We start from the raw sequence: 18589 nt of genomic DNA on the forward strand, positions 1-18589 counted from the left end.
GATCGGATCGGACGCTGAGCAGAGCATCTATGTCTCGTAGCGTTCATACCCGGAATCTAAATGCGGGCAGTTGTACACTCACCGCTGACAGCGCGGCGTCCTGTGCAGTACGAAGTAACTGCCTGAGGCTCTTAGTGTGTCTCACAGAGAACCCAGCAGAGAGAACCGACCATCAACGATCAGCGGGGAGGCCGTTGACTTTCATGCGGCTGTGCAGCTGGTACCACGCCGTGAGGCTCATGACTGCGGCAATGAAGAAGACTGCAGGGAGGCCGATGTGGTCAGCCAGGGCACCCGCAATGGGCGAACCGAGGGTCTGACCGACTCCCAGACCAAAGAAGGACAATGTGACCCCGCGTGCGGGTGACTCCGTGAAGAGCAGTGCGGCCCACAGGATGCAGATACCGGTCAGAGCCATGAAGGTCGCACCGAAGATCGATGCTGAGATCAGCGAGATCACCGGACCGGTAGACGGTAAAGCCAAGAGCACTAGACCGATCGCCCACACGCTCCAGATCACGAGATTGGCCCTGGTCAGCCCGTATCGGTGGCACAGACCGCCTGCCACTCCCCCGAGAGGTCCTGCGATGCCGATGGTCAACCAGAACCAGGCTGAGAAGTGATCGCTTAGCCCGGCTTGCACCACTCGTTCGACCGAGAAATTCCAGTACGGCGCGCTGGTCAGTCCTAACAGGACTGAGTTGACCAACAGCGGCATAAGTCCTGGTCGCAGCAAGGGGCCGGCAACCGGAGTGTTCGCATTCCTGCCGGCCAGTTTGGGAAGAGCGATAAGGGCCATGATGGTGATCGCCGAAGCGATGAGCCCGAACCCCAGCCATGTTTCGCGCCACCCGAACACCAATACCGGGGTGAAGGCCGAGGCGGTCAATCCGAAACTGGTGCCGGTGTTCGCCCAGGTCTGTGCTTGAGCACGCACACCTGGACTCACCGAGTAGGTGATGAGTTCCGCCACTGCGGGTGAGACGAGACCGGCACTGGCACCAGCGATCAACAAGCCGCATGCGAAAACAGGAAGAAGCTCAGACACGCTCATCGTCATTAACCCGATGGCCGCACAAGCACCGGCCATGATCGCCGTCGTCCGCGCGGATCGGCCTGCAAGTCTGGGTGCGGCAAGCAGTCCCAGGGTGTAGCCCAATGTCGACACACCCCCGAGGAGACCCAAGCCGGTGGCGTTGAGGGCGAAGTCCACCGCGAACTGTGGAACGAAGAGACCATAGGCATAGCGGCCAAAGCCGTAGCACACCGCGATCACACTGGCACCCAACGCCGCAGTCACCGTCCACCGCTGCGCGCTACTCACCTTGGCCCTCACATCGAGGAGTCCAGGTGGTCCGCTGGTCCAGCATGTTCACGCTGACACGACCTGAACCCACTCCCTCTGCGTTCGACAGGAACACGCGCCTCGCATTCATGGTTACACTGTTCTGTAAAGTCACCACGTCAGCGTAAGGTATACAGACCTGTGAATGCAAAGATTCCTGATCCAAACACCCTCACACCCAGCGCCCGGCGCATTCTCGAGACGGCCTCCACGCTGTTCTACGAGGGAGGCATCACCGCGGTCGGCGTCGACGTGATCGCTGAGCGCTCGGGGGTGACCAAGCGGACCCTCTACAACCGCTTCGGGTCCAAGGACGTCCTGGTGGCCACCTATCTCCTGAACCGGGAGATGCGGTGGCGCCACCTTGTCGAGACGGCCGTCTCAGACCCAGAGCTGACGGCGATCGAGCGGGTCACTGCACCGTTTGACGCTCTAGGCGAATGGGTCCAACAGAGTCCTCGCGGCTGCGCGTTCATCAACGCACTCGCCGAACTCCCTGACCCCGAACATCCCGCCCATCGCGTAGCAGCCGAAGAGAAGCGCTGGCTGTGCAGTCTGTTCGAACGACTCGCGAACGATGCACACATAACAAACCCGGCCGACCTAGCCAAGCAGCTGGTGTGCCTCCATGAAGGGGCGTTGGCCATGCGCGCCGCGCTGCCCGAGATCGACAGCGTCACCATCGCCAAGGACACCGCACGCTACCTCATAGCCGCCGCCACAACTTCAAGCACCAATATCAGGGCTTAAAGACGAACCGCGCTAACTGTGGAGACTCACCCTGCTACCTACCCGGGGCGTTTTCTACTCGGCGCACTGCCTCGTCAACGATGTGCCGCGATGCGGTAAAGCCAACTGCGCCTGTTCCTGTACTGATAAGTTCCGTCGTATCGGGATGCCGGAGGCTGACAGGCGGTTTGTGTCCTATTACGCCTGGTTTAAGTGACGCGCAGTCTCCTAGTGCATGGGTAGCTGCGATACCGACAGCCTCTTCCCTCGCTTCATCTTTCTGAGCGATTGGGGTCCGATCAGCGTGAGGTGTGGGCGATGACCTCATCGATCGTCAAGTCCCAGAGAGGTTCGGGCGGGTATTGATGGCCCATGCCTGGCAGTGACACTAGTCGGGCATGGGCTATCTCTGCGGCCAGGGCCTCGCCATGCGCATAGGGAAACAGCGGGTCCTCGGTTCCGTGGAGCACCAGTGTCGGTGCGGTGATCTCGTTCAGCTGTTTCTGTGTGGGCTGGCCGCTGTCCAGGATCCAGTGGTTGGTCTGCATAGCAGCCATGTTCGTGGTGCGGTCATAGCAGCGGGCCGCGATGCGCCGCATTCGCTCGGCGTCGAACGGCACGCTGCCGGTGAATAGCCGCTCACCCTCGACCATCGCCTCGATGGCGGCCGCGCGGTCCGACCAGTCCGGACCGTCATCATCGACGGCGAACACCGCGGCCAACCGGGGCTCCATGGGCGGCAACTCGGGCCGATTCTGTGGAGCGGCGACGGCGGGGGTTGTCGACTGCAACACGAGGCTAACGGCCCGCTGGGGGTGGTCGAGGGCGAGCCTTTGCGCGATAGCCCCACCCATCGAGACACCGACCAGATGCGCCGCTCCTACGCTGAAACCGTCGAGTACGACAAGCGCATCAGCTATCAGTTCCGTGCTGGTGTAGCCGGGTTCCCCGACTGGATAAGTGGTGGAGCGCCCGGTGTCGCGTAGGTCGTAGCGGATCACGTACCGATCGGCATCTGCCAGGCGCGAGCAGAACTCGTCTTCCCAGAAGTCCATGGAGGTCGCCGCACCGCCGATCAGCAGAACCGCCGGGTCATCGGGGCGACCGAACGCCTCCGCGCAGATCCGCGCATCACCTGAGGATACGAACTGTTCACCGGATCGGAGAGTCATAACAGAACTCCTAACTATCATAGATATAGTATTTACTATACTTAAAATAGTCTAGTGAGGTGACTGATGGCTAGAACCTATGGCGAGGGATGTCCGATCGCCCTGTCGCTCGACATCCTGGGCGAGCGGTGGGCGCTGCTGGTCGTGCGTGAACTGCGACTGGGTCCACGCCGCTACCGCGACCTCCAGGAAGCACTGCCAGGCATCACCCCGGCCGTGCTTTCACGACGGTTGAAGGAGCTGGAGGAGACCGGGGTTCTGCGCCGTCGTCAGCTGCCACCACCGGCGTCGGCCCAGGTCTATGAACTCACCACCTGGGGTGCGGAGCTGGAACCGGTCTTCCAAGCGCTCGCCCGTTGGGGCGTTCGCTCCCCGGTGGTGCCGCTGACCGGCGAGATCAGTGCCGACTCTGCCATGCTGGGCCTGCGCACGTTCTTCAACGCCGATGACCGAGATCATCAGCCGTGGACGGCGACCTACGAGGTCTGGCTCGATCGTGAACCGTACCGGTTGAACGTCGATAACGGACGGCTGGTCGAGGTGGCTCGCGGGCCGTCACCCGACAGACCTGCGGATGTCGTGGTACACACCACCAAGAACACCTGGCAAGCAGTACTGGGGCGCAAACAGACACTGAGCGAGGCCACTGCTGCCGGACTGCTCGAGGTAACCGGAGACTTCGATACTCTTCAACTCCTCATCGACGCACCGACGCGTATCCCGACCTCAGGACGGCACACGCCGGAAGGCTGAATCACCCGCACTCAGAATAAGCACCCAGGAGGTTTAAGCTGGTCAACCTGTCACTGGGCTGCACTCGGCACTGTCGTGGTTCGCCGCCCCAGGCACCGGCTCCTACTCCGTTGCCAAAGCTGCGGAGTGGAACATGACCAATGGTGTACGCCTGGAGCTCGCGGCTCAGGACACCCTCGTTCAGGGTGTCCTCCTCGGCGCTGCCAACACGGACATCGCCCCCGGATATGACGGACCCAAGATCAATCCCCGCGAGGTGCCGCGCCTCTCACTCGATGGCCTGGCCGCCGGATCGATCGAGGTGATCGTCGATAACTGGACCGCTATGGTAAAAGCATCACTGGCCGGCGACCCCGCCTCGTTCTATGCACAGATCACCGAACTGCTCGGCACGAACTGAGCGAACTTCGCCGATGATGTCGCTGAAGACAACACCACCGCTGATCAGGCCTGGGCGCTCACTAGGCCGCCAGCCTGAAACTCACAGGGATCAGCCAAATCCCTGCAATCCCACCTACATTTTCCCCACGAGATATGACGACTGACCTGGACGTATAGCGACTCTTGCGACCGGATGGTCGATCAGATCCGCAGCTTCCTTCACGGACGTGGCCTAACGAGTCATCAGGAGTTGCTGACGGTGCCGCTATACTAATGTGAGCGGTGCTAACTCTTGGGAAGGGGTGACTTTGCTTACGATGTCGAGGAAGTCCGGCTATCACCACGGTGATCTGCGAGCGGCGCTGGTTGCCGCCGGGATCGAGATGCTTGAGGCTGGCGAGCCGTTCTCGTTGCGGGCACTCGCCCGTCGAGCAGGTGTGTCAACAGCCGCCCCGTACCGGCATTTCGCAGACCGCGAGGCGCTGGAGTCTGCGTTGGCCGTCCAAGGACTAAGGGAGTTGATGAGCGAACTCACCTCAGGCAGGCCCGTTTCTTCGTCCGTTGCCGAGGTCACCGAGCTTGCTGCCGGCTATGTGCGCTTCGCGCTGCGGCGGCCCGCATTATTCCGACTCATGTTCGGGCAAGCGTGCGACGATGAGGATGACCAGAGAGTGGCTGCAGCCGGTGCGCTGCATGATTATCTCGAATCGGTCATGGCCGAGGTCTTTCCACAGTCCGATCCGGTCGCCATGGCCACCGCCGGGTGGTCGCTCGCCCACGGACTGGCCTTCCTCCACCTCGATGGCAAGCTCCCCAACACCGACCAGTCCGCCATTGACCAACGCGTGCGCTCGACGTTCGCCGTTGTTTTCCCATCCGCCGTCTAGTCCAGAATCGAGGACTTTTATGAGCAAGCGCGTCCTGGTCGTCGTTACCAACGTCGACCACTATGAGACCGAGCCGTCGCACCCGACAGGGCTGTGGCTCTCGGAGCTGACCCATGCCTACGACATTTTCGAAAAGCACAGCTTCGAGCAGACGATCGTGAGCCCCGCAGGCGGGAAGTCGCCGCTGGAGCCGCGGTCGCTGAAATTCCCCAACTACGACAAATCCGCCAAAGCCTGGCGGAACAACCCAGCACGGATGGCACTGCTCGACGACACCACCAGCCCCGAGCAGATCGACTCCGCCGACTACGACGCGATCTACCTCACCGGCGGCCACGCCGTGATGTTCGACTTCCCCGGCAGTGAGGGGCTGCAGCGGATCACACGAGAGATCTTCGAGCGCGGCGGTGTCGTAGGTGCGGTCTGCCACGGCTACGCCGGCCTGCTCGACACCACCCTCTCCGACGGCAGCTACCTGGTCGCCGGCCGCAACCTCACCGGGTTCTCCTGGCGCGAGGAAGTCCTGGCACGCGTGGACAAACTCCTGCCCTACAACGTCGAGGAGCAGATAAAGGAGCGTGGAGCGCTCTATTCGAAGGCGCTGCTGCCGTTCGTCTCCAACACGGTGGTCGATGGCAGGCTCGTCACCGGCCAGAACCCAGCATCGGCCAAGGAGACCGCCACCGAGGTCGCCGCACTCCTCTGAACACCACCGAGACCACACTCACACTTCAACCCGAAGGGCAGAACCGTATGCAGACAGTGCTCGGATCAGGCGGCCAGATCGCCGAAGAGCTCACCCGCGAACTGCACCGCAACTTCACCCACGACATCCGCCTGGTGAGCAGAACCCCCCGCAAGGTCCACGAGACCGACCAGCTCATACCCACTGACCTCATGGATGCCGAGGCGACAGACAAGGCGGTAGCGGGAAGCGACATCGTCTACCTCACCGTGGGCCTGCCGATGAACTCCGGACTCTGGGAGCAGAAGTTCCCGACCATGATGGCCAACACCATCGCCGCATGCCAGAAGCACGACAGCAAGCTCGTCTTCTTCGACAACACCTATATGTACCCGCGCACCGCAGCCCCACAGACTGAGGAGACCAGGTTCGTGCCCATAGGGCGCAAGGCCACCGTACGGGCACAGATCGCCACGATGCTGCTGACACAGATGGAGGCGGGCACGATCGAGGCGGTGATCTGCCGAGCACCTGAGTTCTACGGCCCCGGCAAGACCCAGAGCCTGACCAACTCGGCCATCTTCAACCGCATCAAGGCGGGTAAGCGTCCGGTGGTGCCTTTGAACGCGCGCACCCTGCGCAGCCTGATCTGGACCCCGGACGCCAGCCGGGCCATGGCGCTCATCGGCAACACGCCCGATGCCTACGGGCAGACCTGGCACCTGCCGATCGACCAGGACCGCTTCACCTACCAGGACATGATCACCATCGCCTCGCAGATCACAGGCAATAAGGTCCGCTCCATGACCGTCCCCAGGTGGGCGTTCAAGCTCGGAGGGCTTGTGAGTCCAGCGGTCAGAGAAGCGGGAGAGCTACTGCCCCGCTACCGGCAGGACAACATCTTCGACTCCTCAAAGTTCACAGAGCGATTCCCCGACTTCCAGACCACGAGCTATCGCCAGGGTCTCTCACACCTTCTTGCGGTCTAGTCAGGGCCTCCCGGCTGCCCTCATGAGACTCAACCATGATCCTCGAATAGTGCAGCGCAGTGTCAATCGCAACGCCAGGCAGCTCGGCCTGCGGATTCTTGTGATTCGGCAGAGCCCCCTGTGTCGCGGGACAAGGTCGCACCGCGCTGACGCATGGGGAGGCTGGGTCTTCCTCAGCCCGCTGAGTGGGGAATGCCCCATGGGCCACCACAAAGCCTGAACCCCCTTTGCCCCTTCGCCTCGTGATGTGGCCGCCAGCACGTGGAGCAGACTAGGGTGAGGCCATGTCTGCACCTCAATCCGGCTCGTGGCATCGCCTAGCGGCGATGTCGGTCCATGCCTATACAGCACTGGGTGTGGTCCTTGCCCTGCTGATGGTGCACATGTCCTATGCCGGTGAAGTTCAGATTGTGCTGTGGCTCTTCCTCGCCGCAATGATCATCGACGGCTCTGACGGTTTCTTGGCGCGCCGTCTCCGCGTCAAGGAGGTGGTGCCGGGATTTGACGGTGCGCTGCTGGACAACATCATCGACTACATCACCTATGCCTTTGCACCGATGGTGCTCCTGTGGAGCGCAGGCTATCTGCCGGGCGGTTGGCTCGGCGGCGTCGTGGCATCCGTGCCTCTGCTCGCGTCCTGCTATCAGTTCTGCCGCAGCGACGCGAAGACCGACGACCACTTCTTCGTCGGGTTCCCCAGCTACTGGAACATTGCGGCGTTTTACCTCATTGTCCTCGGCGCCAGCACTGCGGCGACCACCACCACGTTGCTTGTCCTGACAGTGCTCGTCTTCGTTCCGGTCAAGTACGTCTACCCCTCCCGAACCGAGACCGCGTGGTGGCCGACCATGACGCTCACCACGCTGTGGTTGGGCCTATACGCACTGATTCTTGTGCAGTACCCCTCACCGAGCCTGTGGCTGATCGCCTTGTCCGGCGGCTACCTGCTCTACTACGCAGTCCTGAGCCTGCACCTGACGCTGAATCGGCGAAGTCAGGATCGGAGTGCGGCGGGCTCAGCCAGGGCGGGTGACAGAAACATTCACGGGCAAGTCCCTATGAGCATCTTCGTGAGGCGGAGGCGATAACACGAAACTCCGCTCTCACACGGGGCACAGCCGAGATCGCCAACTCATCAGCCGGTGGCCTCATTGCGGCCATGAGTCAATGACGTCGCCGAGTGTAGTTGTTATCTCGCGTGCCTCAGCGCCTAATGGAAAGTACACCCCGGTTGACAAGACTCTGTCAGCGTATCCGTCCTGACTCGTTGCGCCCACCACGAGGACCTAAGACTCTTCTGAACGATGTGTCAGATAGCGTCCTGTCACCGGGACAGTTCACCGGAGGGGTCTTACGGGACACCCACTCTGGGCTCTTGCCGTTATGCCAGGTCACGGCCGGTGTGACCGGTAGGGGTTCCCCTGTGGTGCGGATCGGGCGTGTTCACTAGCGGTTAGCTTAGTAGTGGTTGCTCGTGTTGCGTAGATGCCGGAGTCTGCTCCTAGGATAAAAGCTCATCCCGCAAGGTGACGGCCGCGATAAGGCCACAGAACACGAACACCGTGGCCCCTACAGCGACGGGGATCGCAAGGTGGATCGTGCCTAGAATCCCGCCGAGCGCTGACCCGAGGGCAAGTCCTAGGAGCCCGAGCACGCGGGCTGCGCCACCGACGCGTCCCAACAAGTGATCCGGAACGAGCCGCTGCCGCAACGAGACTGAGCAAATGTTCCAGACGACAGCGTGCAGGATGTAGAGCGCTAAGAGCACCCCCGCGAGGATCGCATTTGTCGTCAGGGCAAGACCGCCAAGAGTCAGCGCCCCCAGCAGCAGACTAGTCACGATCGTCCACCGGTACCCGAGACACCTGCGGAGCCGAGAAGCGAGGACCGAGCCCAGCAACCCACCCAGGGCAGAGAAGGCAAGCAGCAGTCCATAGCCTGTGCCAGTCAGCCCAAGACGCTCCTGGGCGAAGAGTACAAGGATCGAGAAAGCCAGCATGTAGCCCACACTCGCCAGTGCCCCGATGAGCGCCAGGCCACCAACCACGTGGTGGCGCGCCAACCATACGATCCCTTCGGCCGCGTCGGTGTACACCGAGCGTCGAACCGCAGGCGCTTCAACAGGTGCTCGCGACGAGCCTCGGATGGGCAGCGCCAGGGCGACTAGGCCCGCAACGGCCCACAGCCCACCCATCGCGAAGACCGGCGCGGCCGCTGCGAGGGCGAAGAGGAACCCGCCCAGTGGAGGGCCGGCGAATTCATCAGCGACAAGCTGTACAGCAGCGACCCGCCCGTTCGCGGAGTCCAGTTGTTCACGCTTCACCAGAGAGGGCAGGATGGCCACTGCAGCGTTATCAGCCAGGCTCTCTAATGTCGCGACAACAGCCATAGTCGCGTACAGCACCACCAGCGAAGATGGCCCGAACTGAATGCTCAACGCTAGTCCCACCAAAGCGACACCCCGCAGCAGATTGGCGGCGACAATCAGGGTGCGGCGGTCGAACCGATCAACCCAGACACCGATCGGCAGGGCAACGAACAGGCGCACCAGGGCGTAGAGCGTCGCCAGGCCTGCGACCAGACGCGGATCCTCGGTCATCGAGGCCGCAAGCAGCGGCATCGACACGAAGGCCAGGCCATCGGAGAGGTTCGACAGAGCGTTCGCGCTCCAGAGCACTCCGAATCCGCGACCAAGTGCCATCCGCACAGCCTATTGGAAACAGCAATCAGATGCTGACCAGGTCAGGGCCCTCCGGTAGAGGATCCGCTTACGGCACACCGGCCTCGTAGCCCTCGCCCGCATCGACCCTGAGAGTGAGAGTCCGCCACAGAGCATCGAACGAACCCCGCCATTTATCGGCAGAAGTCACACCGTTATGGGTGCAGTTGTCATCTCGCGTGCTTCGTCCATGAACAGCACTCCACAGTGCGCTCTGGTCACTGCACCGGGCCCGGGGATCCGGGAGCCGCCGCCCAATAGGGCTGGAACGGTGGCGCTGTGGTGCGGCGCTTCGAAGGGCCGGTGCCGCTGCAGCCGGGTGACGTTCGCTGCCCCTGAGCTGATTGAGGAGATCGCGGTGACCGCCATGGACTCCTCATGGCGCAGGGGCGGCAGGATGGAGGGAAGCCGTTCGGCGATCATCGTCTTGCCCGCACCAGGGGCACCCATCAGCAGCATATGGTGACCCCCGGCAGCAGCCAGCTCCAGGGCGAACCGGGCCTCTGCCTGTCCGCGCACTTCGGCGAGGTCCTTCACCGGGCCGGAGCCGGCGTCGTCGTCCTCTTTCCGGGAGCCGGCAGTGACACGTTGGATCTCGGCTCCCGGTTCGGCGGGGATCTCCGCCGCCTGCGGGGAGCGGAAGTAGGAAGCCACCTGGAGTGCGTGCTCGGCAGCCAGTACTTCCACCCCGCGCACCAAAGCAGCCTCAGCGGCGTTCTCCGCGGCCACCACCACCGTCTGGGCCCCGGCCGCTGATGCAGCGCTGACCGCAGGCAGGACGCCTCTGACCGGCCTGAGCCGACCGTCCAGTCCCAGCTCGGCCAGGAACACCACGGTGTCGGTACCGGCCAGATACCCGTCTGCAGCCCAGGCCGCAACCAAAATAGCCAAGTCCAGGGATGAGCCGGATTTGGGCAGCGAGGCGGGGAAGAGATTGACGGTCAGCCGCCGCCGGGGCAGCTCGATGCCGGCATTCTTGGCCGTAGACCGGATCCGGTCCTGGCTCTCGCGCAGAGCGGCATCGGGTAAGCCAAGCAGCACAAAGGCGGGCAGACTCTGCCCGATATCCGCCTCAACCTCAATGAGGTGGCCCTCCATACCGATGAGCACCACTGACCGGGCCCTGCCCATACTCATGGCAGATCCTTGAGGTGATCAATGACAGCTCGTGGCCGGGCTGAGCTTGTGCTGCATTCCAAAATCACTGAGACGGCGTCGATCCGCCGGCTGACCGGCCACATCTGGTGAGTGGCGGCGTATTCGCTGAGCAGCCGTTGGATGCGGCGCAGTTTGGCATCGTTGATGTGCTCGAAGGGGTGCCCGTAGCTCAGGCCGTGCCGGGTTTTGACCTCTACAGCCACCAGCTGCTGGTCGTCCATGGTGATCAGGTCGAGTTCGCCGGTCCGGGTCCGCCAACGGCGCTCCAGGATGTGGTGCCCGTTCTGCTCAAGGTATTCGGCGGCTCTGTGCTCGCCGAGCAGCCCGGTGTGGTCTTTGGCCCGCATAGGTGCTCCTCTCACTGAAGTGGTGAGCACCAGCTTGGGGTCTACGACGGCAGCACGGGAGACACAGTCAGCTCGCTGTGGACGGCACGGCGTGTCGCGGCGGCTGCCCCTCAACCTGGGGAAAACTCTACGGCCAACCGAGGCCAGTACCTATAGACCAGGCAGAGCGTGTTGAGTCAGCTTCCAGGTATGCCGGTGGTAGCGAGTGGGTCCCGAGACGCTGATGGCTTCGCGGTGCCGGGCCGAGCCATAGCCCTTATTGGACTCCCACCCGAACTCAGGGTGCTCACCGGCCAGATGCTCCATCAGCTCATCGCGCTCCACCTTGGCCAGCACCGAGGCGCAGGCCACCGACAGCGCCAGGGTGTCGGCTTTGGCCATGGTCCGCACCGGGATATCCGGGGTCTGCAGCCAGTTGTGCACCCCATCCAGCAGCACCACCTCCGGGGTCCGTCCCAGTTGCTGGACCACCTCCTGAAGCCCAGCGCGCCCAGCGGCACCCATGGCGGCGCTGAGCCCCACCGCGTCAATCTGCTCGGCCTCCGAGTGCTGCACGCTGAACGCCCGGGCATGCTGGCAGATCACCGGATGCCAGGTCTTCCGCGCACCGGGGGCCAGCAGCTTGGAGTCGCGCACTCCGTCCAGTTCCGGCCATACCCCGGTGCCGGCGGTAAGCGCCTCTGCCGGCAGTGCGTCCAGATCGACGACGACTACGCCCACTGTCACCGGACCGGCCAGGGCTCCCCGACCCACCTCGTCGATCCCGGCGATGAGCCGCGCACCGGTTTCGGCGGCCAGGGCCAGCTCAGGCCGCAGGGTGGCGTTGGCTGCAGCCGGGCTCATGGCGAGTCGGGGACCTGCTCGAAGGGTTCCCGTTCGCTGCCTCCGCCGCTCCACCGGTCGATGGGCCAGACGACGCTCAGGGTGCGCCCGATGATGTCTTCCTCCGGGACCGCCCCTTGGTCGGGCTCGCTGACGTGGGACCGGGAATCGGCTGAGGCTGCACGGTGGTCGCCGAGCAGCCAGACGTGGTCATCCGGGACGGTGACGCTGAACTCTGCTTCGGAGGGCGCATTGCCGGGGTAGAGATAGGGCTCGTCGATGGGCTGGTCGTTGACCAGTATCCTGCCCTGTTCGTCACAGCACTCCACCGTATCGCCCTCGAGCCCGATCACACGCTTGACCACATAGTGGCTGGAAGTATCCGGCACCAGGCCGATGAAGATCAGCGCATCCTGCACGGCATTGGTCTCAGGCGCCGGGCCGCCCCACCAGTTGCGGGTGTCTTCGAACACCACCACATCTCCGCGATGGATGTCCATCATTCCCGGTGCAAGCAGATTGACCACGATCCGGTCATCCACCTCCAGAGTAGGCTGCATGGATTCAGAGGGGATGTAGAAGGCGCGCAGGAAGAACGTCTTGATGATGAAGGAGATGACGATGGCCAGCCCCACAATCACCACCAGTTCAATGAGGAAGCTGACGGCCCAGTGTCGCTTCTTCCGCCGGGTCTTTCCGCAGTCGGGTTCGGCGGCCTGGTGCTCGTGCTCAGCAGCAGTCACTGCGTGTCTCCTTCAAGCTCGCGCCGTTCCGCCCAGGGCCAGACCACCTGGGTGGCCTTACCTATGATTCGGTCCTGGCTGATCATACCGCCGCCGGGGGCCCCGAGCAGATCGCGGGAGTCTACGGATTCGTCCCGGTTGTCCCCCATCACCCACATCCGGCCCGCCGGGACCTGGGCTTCGAAGCTCAGCTGGGAGGCAGGGGTCTCCGGAGTGATCTCATAGTCGAGGTAGGGCTCGGCCAGTTGCTCACCGTTGAGGGTGAGGTGACCGGTCTCATCGCAGCAGATCACCAGGTCCCCGTCCGCACCGATCACCCGCTTCACGTAGACCCCAGGCGGGGCGCCGATGCCGAACCAGTGGCCTACCCTCTCCAGGCTGCGGCCCAGGCTGGGGCCACCCTGATAGGGGTCGAAGGAGCCCTCCCCGTCGAAGACCACCACATCCCCGGGCCGCACCCCGGTCTCCCCCGGATAGTCCTTGACCACCAGCATCCGCTCACCATCACTCAACGTAGGCTCCATGGAGTCCTGGTTCACGGTGTAGACATCAGCGACAGACACCCGCACCAGTGTGCTCACCAGAACAGCCAAAACAACGACGACGCCGACGCTGATGATCCAGCGCCGACGTCGTGTCACGGTTTCGAAGAGTTGACGAAGGTCTAGGCCTCGACAACTTCCTCCACCTTCTCGCCCTGGGCGCGGGCCACCTGGGACTCGCGCTTCTCGCGGATACGGGCGGCCTTGCCGTGGCGGTCGCGCATGTAGTACAGCTTGGCGCGGCGCACGTCACCGCGGGCCAGCACCTCGATCTTCTCGATCACCGGGGAGTGCACCGGGAAGGTACGCTCCACACCGACCCCGAAGGACACTTTGCGCACGGTGAAGGTCTCGCGCACACCGGCGCCCTGGCGGCCGAGCACATAGCCTTTGAACACCTGGACACGGGAGGTCTTGCCCTCCACGATGTTCACATGGACGTTGACGGTGTCGCCGGGGGCGAAGTCAGGAACGTCGCTGCGCAGACTGGCGGTGTCAACAAAGTCGAGCTTCTGCATGGTTTCTCCTCCAGGGCACTGCCACAGGTCAGCTCCCTGATGTCAGGGACGCGGGCTGAGCACGCAGGCTCAGCGCGGGTCATAAGCTTGGGTTCCGCCCTGCGAAGATGAACACCAGTGGGCGGGTGCTGTCTGTGCGGCGCCTATCCCCTGTGGCAGAGTCGGCACCCAGCAGGCACAGCGCTCAATCTTACGCGGGATCCGCGGCTTTCTCAATCTGCGTTCAATCTGCGGTGTAGCGCGTCCAGAGATCCGGGCGAGTGGCCCGAGTGCGGGCCTCAGCCTGCTCACGCCGCCACTGAGCGATCTTGGCGTGGTTGCCGGAGAGCAGCACCTCCGGGATCTGGTGCCCGCGCCATTGAGCGGGCTTGGTGTAGACCGGGTACTCCAGCAGCCCGGTCTCTCCGTGGGACTCCTCATTGAGTGAAGCCTCGTTGCCGATCACCCCGGGGATCAGCCGTGTGATGGCCTCGATCATGACCACGGCGGCCGCCTCTCCTCCGTTGAGCACATAGTCTCCGATGCTGCACCGGCGTAGCTGGAAATGCTCGGCGGCCCACTCTGTGACCCGCTCATCGATCCCCTCGAACCGGCCGGGGGCGAACACCAGGTGCTCTGCCCCGGCCAGTTCCTCGGCATGCCGCTGGGTGAACGCCTCTCCCGAGGGCGTCGGGATGATCAGGGTCGGTTTAACCGGAAGTGCACGAGTGACTGAGCCGAGCGGAGAGCCGAGCTCGCTCGAGCTCTCCGACGACGATTGGGCAAGAGGCGAAGGCCGTGAAGCCGTATCCTCCAACACGGTCTCTAAGGCCTTCGCCCAGGGCTCGGGCTTCATCACCATGCCCGCACCACCGCCGGCCGGCGGTGAGTCCACGGTGCGGTGCTTGTCCTCGGTGTAGTCACGCAGGTTGTGCCGGCGGATCTCCAGCAGCCGGTCGGCCTGGGCCCGGCCGATCAACGAGAGGTCCAGCACGTCGAAGAACTCCGGGAAGATCGAGATCAGGTCAATTCTCATCAGCTGCTCCCTGAGTTTTCAGGGGGTTGTTGGAAAATCAGGCCCCCATGGACAGCTGAAATTCCAAAAACTGCCTGATATCGCGCAGGCATCATGGGAAGAGACCTTCAGGCGGGGTGAGCGTGATCCGGCGCGCCTCCGCATCGATCTCAGGCACCAGCTCCGCCACAAAGGGCACCATGACCTCATCACCGCTAAGAGTCTTCACCATCAGCAGGTCCTGGGCATCACCGGTGCGCAGTTCTATTACGACGCCGTAGTCCCGCCCGTCTGCCCCGAGGCAGGTGAAGCCCTCCAGCTCGTGGGAGTACCAGCCCTCGTCTGCGTCCTCGGGCTCGGCCGGGACGTCCACATAGAGCATCGAGCCGCGCAGCGCCTCAGCGGCATTGCGGTCCCGGATCTGCTCAAACCCGAGCAAGCAGATGGACTTGTTCCAGCGCTGGGACACCACAGTGAGCGGCGTCGTCGTCTGATCCTCGGTGTCCCTGCCTGGTTGGCGGATCAGGGTCTCGCCGGGGGCAAGCCGTTCGGCCGGTTCGTCAGTGTAGAGCTGTACGGTGACCTCGCCGCGGATGCCGTGCGGCTTTCCGATGCGAGCGACCCGCAGGCGTTCTTCCTGAGCGGAAGTCACCTGCGGGTCGTTATCGTATTCAGCGTGTGCCATGGGCGCGCCCTTAGGCGTTTCAGCGGCGGCGGTCGGTGTCGACCACGTCCACGCGGACGCCTTGGCCGCCGGGTAGTGCTGCGACCACCGTGCGCAGAGCCTTGGCGGTGCGGCCGGCCCGGCCGATCACCCGGCCCAGGTCCTCGGGGTCAACCCGAACCTGGAGGGTGTCGTAGCGGCGGCCGTTCTTGCGGCGCACATCGACCTCATCGGGTGAGTCGACGATCCCGCGGACCAGGTGCTCCAGTGCGTCGGTGAGTGCAGCGTCGGTGCTCATGCCTCGGCCTTCTCCTCGGCGCCGGGCTCCTCGGCAGGTGCTTCGGCCTCTGCCGGGGTCTCCTCAGCAGCGGGCGCCTCGGACTTCTCCACAATGACCGAGTCCTTGGAAGGAGTCACGAACTCTTCCTTGGGCGCTTTGGTCTTCAGAGTGCCCTCAGTGCCTTCAATGCCCTTGAACTTCTGCCAGTCGCCGGTGATAGTCAGCAGCTGCTTGACCTGGTCGGAGGGCTGGGCGCCCACACCGAGCCAGTGCTGGGCGCGCTCAGAGTCGATCTCGATGAACGAGGGGTTCTCGGTGGGATGGTACTTGCCGATCTCCTCGATGTTCTTGCCGTCACGCTTAGTGCGGGAATCGGCAACAACAACGCGGTACTGGGGGGCAAACTTCTTGCCCATTCGCTTCAGACGAATCTTGACTGCCACTTGTGTGGTTACTCCTGTAGGTATTGGGGTGCATGTCTCTGCCGGGACCGTGTGGGGTATGCAAACAGCTCCGGGCTACATGCGTGAACGTTGGTCAGGCCGGCGAGGGTAGAGGGTGCTCCCCGAACCTGAGCAAAGTACCTGCCTATTCTGCCACTACTTCAAGTACTTTTCGAATCCGCTGGGCAGGTTGAGCTCCTCGGGGTTGAAGTCGTCGGTGCCGGTCCCGAAGCTGGAGCCGTCCATCTGCTTCTGGCTGCGGCGCAGCTCCGCCTCGCGGGCCTGCTGAGCTGCCTTGGCGGGGTTGCCGGACTTCCCCTTCTGCTTCTTGCCCTTACCTTTGGCCTTCTTCTTCCCGCTATGGCCAGCCATACCGGGCATCCCTGGCATCCCGCCGGGCATTCCCGGCATTCCGGGCACCCCGCCCCCGGAGGCCATCTTCTTCATCATCTTGGCGGCCTGGCCGAAGCGTTCCAGCAGCTGGTTGATCTCGGAGACGTGCACGCCGGAGCCTTTGGCAATACGTGCCCGGCGGGAGCCGTTGATGATTTTGGGGGCGTTGCGCTCATGCGGGGTCATCGAGTTGATGATGGCTTCCACCCGGTCCAGCTGGGAGTCGTCGAACTGCTCGAGCTGCTGGCGCATTCCGGCGGCTCCGGGCATCATGCCCAGCAGCTTCTTCATGGAGCCCATCTTCTTGATCTGCTGCATCTGGGCCCGGAAGTCCTCCAGAGTGAAGTCCTCCTGGTCGGCGAACTTCTTGGCCATCTTCTCAGCTTCGGCCCTGTCCCAGTTGGCCTCGGCCTGCTCGATCAGGCTCAGGATGTCGCCCATGTCCAGGATCCGCCGGGCCATCCGGTCGGGATGGAAGACCTCAAAGTCCTTCAGCCCTTCACCGGTGGAGGCGTACATCACCGGTTTGCCGGTGATTGAGGCCACCGAGAGGGCGGCGCCGCCGCGGGCATCACCGTCGAGCTTGGTGAGCACCACGCCGGTGAAGTCCACGCCCTCGTTGAAGGCCTGTGCAGTGGTGACCGCATCCTGACCGATCATCGCATCGATCACGAACAGGGTCTCATGGGCACCCACGGCGGATTTGATGTTCGCGGCCTGGGTCATCAGCTCCTGGTCCACGCCGAGCCGACCTGCGGTATCGATGATCACCACATCGTGCAGCTTCTCCCTGGCATGGGCCACACCATCGCGGGCCACGACCACCGGATCGCCGGTGGGCACTTCAGCCTCAGAGGAAACACCCGGATGCGGGGCGTAGACCGGGACCGAAGCCCGCTCACCGCCCACCTGCAGCTGCTTCACGGCATTCGGGCGCTGTAGATCGCAAGCCACCAGGAGCGGAGTATGCCCCTGGTTCTTCAGATGTGCGGCAAGCTTGCCGGCCAGGGTGGTCTTACCAGCACCCTGCAGACCGGCCAGCATGATGATGGTCGGCGGGGTCTTGGCGAACTCCAGCTGGCGGGTCTGCCCGCCGAGGATGCCGACCAGCTCCTCGTTGACAATCTTGACCACCTGCTGGCCGGGGTTCAGCGCACCGGAGACCTCCGAGCCCAGGGCACGGGCCTTGATCCTGGCAATGAACTCACGGACCACCGGCACGGCCACATCGGCGTCCAGCAGGGCCCGCCGGATTTCACGGGCGGTGCCGTCGATATCGGCCTCGGTGAGCTTTCCTTTGCCGCGGAGATTCTTGAACGTCGCGGTGAGGCGATCAGAGAGCGAGTTGAACACGTCTGGTGCGTTTCCTTACAAGACTGGAGGTGGCGTCGTCGTACTCCGTTCAGCCCCAGCTTGAAGCCGGGCCCGCACGGTGAACTGTCGAACCCCTAGAGTAACAATGTGAGCCAAAATCCTGACGCACAGGTTATCCAGTCTGCGCTGGGAACCCACCTGGGGTACCTGCGTGCGGCGGAATCTGCTCACCGCTCTGCCGGCAGGGCACTGGCTGCCCACCCAGAGCTTCCCGAGCTGGTACGCAGCCGTGTCTCACCGATCGCGGTCTCTGCGGCACATCGTGCCCGCAGCGCCTCCTTCGGTCAGCGTGCAGAGTTTGTGGAGCAGCTGCTGGACTTCCCAGCCTCGGGCCTGCGGGTGCTCGCTGAGGGCGATATGCGCTCCCTGCAGGTGCCGGCGCATATCGGTCAGGCGGCCCTGCCGCAACCAGTGGCCCAGGGGATCAGTGAGCGGGAGGCCCGGGCCCGGCTTGCTGCTGCCCGTCCCGCAGCACGGCCCGCCACTGACCGGGACTCTGTGCTCAGTGCCGCCGGCGATGCCCCGGCAGTCCCCCAGGAGCAGCCGGCTCCAGCGGAGCAGAAGCAGGATAATTTCGCCGCCGAGCCGCGCCAGAAGAAGGCGCCCTGGCATAAACGCAGCTTCAACGACATCCTTCTGGGCCGCAAGTAG

General features: G+C 63.6%; 22 protein-coding genes and 1 pseudogene. 9 read left to right on the forward strand and 14 right to left on the reverse strand.

Features of this window, described 5'->3' with window-relative positions; all coding sequences use genetic code 11:
- Positions 1-172: 172 nt before the first annotated feature.
- The gene (locus F0311_RS00110; protein ID WP_150459940.1) at positions 173-1324 is read right to left on the reverse strand and encodes an MFS transporter; all 1152 of its coding nucleotides are present in this window, start codon (positions 1322-1324) and stop codon (positions 173-175) included.
- 162 nt (positions 1325-1486) lie between these two features.
- On the opposite strand from F0311_RS00110, the gene F0311_RS00115 reads away from it, so the two are divergent.
- The gene (locus F0311_RS00115; protein ID WP_223881028.1) at positions 1487-2095 is read left to right on the forward strand and encodes a TetR/AcrR family transcriptional regulator; all 609 of its coding nucleotides are present in this window, start codon (positions 1487-1489) and stop codon (positions 2093-2095) included.
- 278 nt (positions 2096-2373) lie between these two features.
- On the opposite strand, the gene F0311_RS00120 is transcribed toward F0311_RS00115, so the two are convergent.
- A complete protein-coding gene (locus F0311_RS00120) occupies positions 2374-3246 on the reverse strand; it encodes an alpha/beta fold hydrolase (protein WP_150459941.1) in 873 nt (290 codons plus the stop codon).
- 66 nt (positions 3247-3312) lie between these two features.
- Here F0311_RS00120 and F0311_RS00125 point away from each other — a divergent pair, with 66 nt between their 5' ends.
- The 7 genes and pseudogenes from F0311_RS00125 (at position 3313) to F0311_RS00150 (ending at position 8029) form a co-directional block, all read left to right on the forward strand.
- Positions 3313-3999, forward strand: a complete 687-nt coding sequence (locus tag F0311_RS00125) for a winged helix-turn-helix transcriptional regulator (RefSeq protein ID WP_150459942.1) — start codon at positions 3313-3315, stop codon at positions 3997-3999.
- Positions 4000-4132: 133 nt separating this feature from the next.
- Positions 4133-4399 carry a Rossmann-fold NAD(P)-binding domain-containing protein gene (locus F0311_RS00130; RefSeq protein WP_150459943.1) on the forward strand — a complete coding sequence of 89 codons (267 nt, stop codon included), beginning with the start codon at positions 4133-4135 and terminating at the stop codon, positions 4397-4399.
- A 364-nt stretch (positions 4400-4763) separates the two neighbouring features.
- Positions 4764-4826: pseudogene (locus F0311_RS18665) on the forward strand (TetR family transcriptional regulator); the annotation flags it as partial.
- A 75-nt stretch (positions 4827-4901) separates the two neighbouring features.
- Positions 4902-5267: a TetR-like C-terminal domain-containing protein gene (locus tag F0311_RS18255; protein WP_223881038.1), complete on the forward strand. Its 366-nt coding sequence runs from the start codon at positions 4902-4904 to the stop codon at positions 5265-5267.
- Between the two features lie 19 nt (positions 5268-5286).
- The gene (locus F0311_RS00140; protein WP_150459944.1) at positions 5287-5973 is read left to right on the forward strand and encodes a type 1 glutamine amidotransferase domain-containing protein; all 687 of its coding nucleotides are present in this window, start codon (positions 5287-5289) and stop codon (positions 5971-5973) included.
- 47 nt (positions 5974-6020) lie between these two features.
- Positions 6021-6941: an NAD-dependent epimerase/dehydratase family protein gene (locus F0311_RS00145; protein ID WP_150459945.1), complete on the forward strand. Its 921-nt coding sequence runs from the start codon at positions 6021-6023 to the stop codon at positions 6939-6941.
- A 284-nt stretch (positions 6942-7225) separates the two neighbouring features.
- Positions 7226-8029 (forward strand): CDP-alcohol phosphatidyltransferase family protein, encoded by an 804-nt coding sequence (locus F0311_RS00150; RefSeq protein WP_150459946.1) that lies wholly within the window; start codon positions 7226-7228, stop codon positions 8027-8029.
- 413 nt (positions 8030-8442) lie between these two features.
- On the opposite strand, the gene F0311_RS00155 is transcribed toward F0311_RS00150, so the two are convergent.
- From F0311_RS00155 to ffh, 12 genes are all read right to left on the reverse strand, one after another.
- Positions 8443-9642, reverse strand: a complete 1200-nt coding sequence (locus F0311_RS00155) for an MFS transporter (protein WP_150459947.1) — start codon at positions 9640-9642, stop codon at positions 8443-8445.
- 165 nt (positions 9643-9807) lie between these two features.
- The gene (locus F0311_RS00160) at positions 9808-10797 is read right to left on the reverse strand and encodes an ATP-binding protein (RefSeq protein ID WP_150459948.1); all 990 of its coding nucleotides are present in this window, start codon (positions 10795-10797) and stop codon (positions 9808-9810) included.
- A complete protein-coding gene (locus F0311_RS00165) occupies positions 10794-11165 on the reverse strand; it encodes a YraN family protein (protein WP_150459949.1) in 372 nt (123 codons plus the stop codon). Before F0311_RS00165 ends, F0311_RS00160 begins: the two co-directional genes overlap by 4 nt.
- A gap of 150 nt (positions 11166-11315) precedes the next feature.
- Entirely contained in the window at positions 11316-12008 is a 693-nt protein-coding gene (locus F0311_RS00170; RefSeq protein WP_150459950.1) for a ribonuclease HII, read from the reverse strand.
- Positions 12005-12730, reverse strand: coding sequence for a signal peptidase I (lepB, locus tag F0311_RS00175; protein WP_150459951.1), 726 nt, complete (start codon positions 12728-12730; stop codon positions 12005-12007). Before lepB (F0311_RS00175) ends, F0311_RS00170 begins: the two co-directional genes overlap by 4 nt.
- Positions 12727-13371 (reverse strand): signal peptidase I, encoded by a 645-nt coding sequence (gene lepB, locus F0311_RS00180; protein WP_150459952.1) that lies wholly within the window; start codon positions 13369-13371, stop codon positions 12727-12729. Before lepB (F0311_RS00180) ends, lepB (F0311_RS00175) begins: the two co-directional genes overlap by 4 nt.
- A 23-nt stretch (positions 13372-13394) precedes the next feature.
- A complete protein-coding gene (gene rplS / locus F0311_RS00185; protein WP_150459953.1) occupies positions 13395-13790 on the reverse strand; it encodes a 50S ribosomal protein L19 in 396 nt (131 codons plus the stop codon).
- A 223-nt stretch (positions 13791-14013) separates the two neighbouring features.
- Positions 14014-14805 (reverse strand): tRNA (guanosine(37)-N1)-methyltransferase TrmD, encoded by a 792-nt coding sequence (gene trmD / locus F0311_RS00190; protein WP_150459954.1) that lies wholly within the window; start codon positions 14803-14805, stop codon positions 14014-14016.
- 91 nt (positions 14806-14896) lie between these two features.
- A complete protein-coding gene (rimM, locus tag F0311_RS00195) occupies positions 14897-15469 on the reverse strand; it encodes a ribosome maturation factor RimM (RefSeq protein WP_150459955.1) in 573 nt (190 codons plus the stop codon).
- Positions 15470-15488: 19 nt separating this feature from the next.
- Positions 15489-15746, reverse strand: coding sequence for an RNA-binding protein (locus F0311_RS00200; RefSeq protein ID WP_150459956.1), 258 nt, complete (start codon positions 15744-15746; stop codon positions 15489-15491).
- Positions 15743-16171 (reverse strand): 30S ribosomal protein S16, encoded by a 429-nt coding sequence (rpsP, locus tag F0311_RS00205; protein WP_150459957.1) that lies wholly within the window; start codon positions 16169-16171, stop codon positions 15743-15745. The genes F0311_RS00200 and rpsP overlap by 4 nt, the downstream gene beginning before the upstream one ends.
- Positions 16172-16327: 156 nt before the next feature.
- A complete protein-coding gene (ffh, locus tag F0311_RS00210; protein WP_150459958.1) occupies positions 16328-17917 on the reverse strand; it encodes a signal recognition particle protein in 1590 nt (529 codons plus the stop codon).
- 108 nt (positions 17918-18025) lie between these two features.
- On the opposite strand from ffh, the gene F0311_RS00215 reads away from it, so the two are divergent.
- Positions 18026-18589: a hypothetical protein gene (locus F0311_RS00215; RefSeq protein ID WP_150459959.1), complete on the forward strand. Its 564-nt coding sequence runs from the start codon at positions 18026-18028 to the stop codon at positions 18587-18589.

Origin of the sequence: Nesterenkonia ebinurensis, assembly GCF_008711175.1 — a bacterium.
Taxonomy (GTDB): domain Bacteria; phylum Actinomycetota; class Actinomycetes; order Actinomycetales; family Micrococcaceae; genus Nesterenkonia; species Nesterenkonia ebinurensis.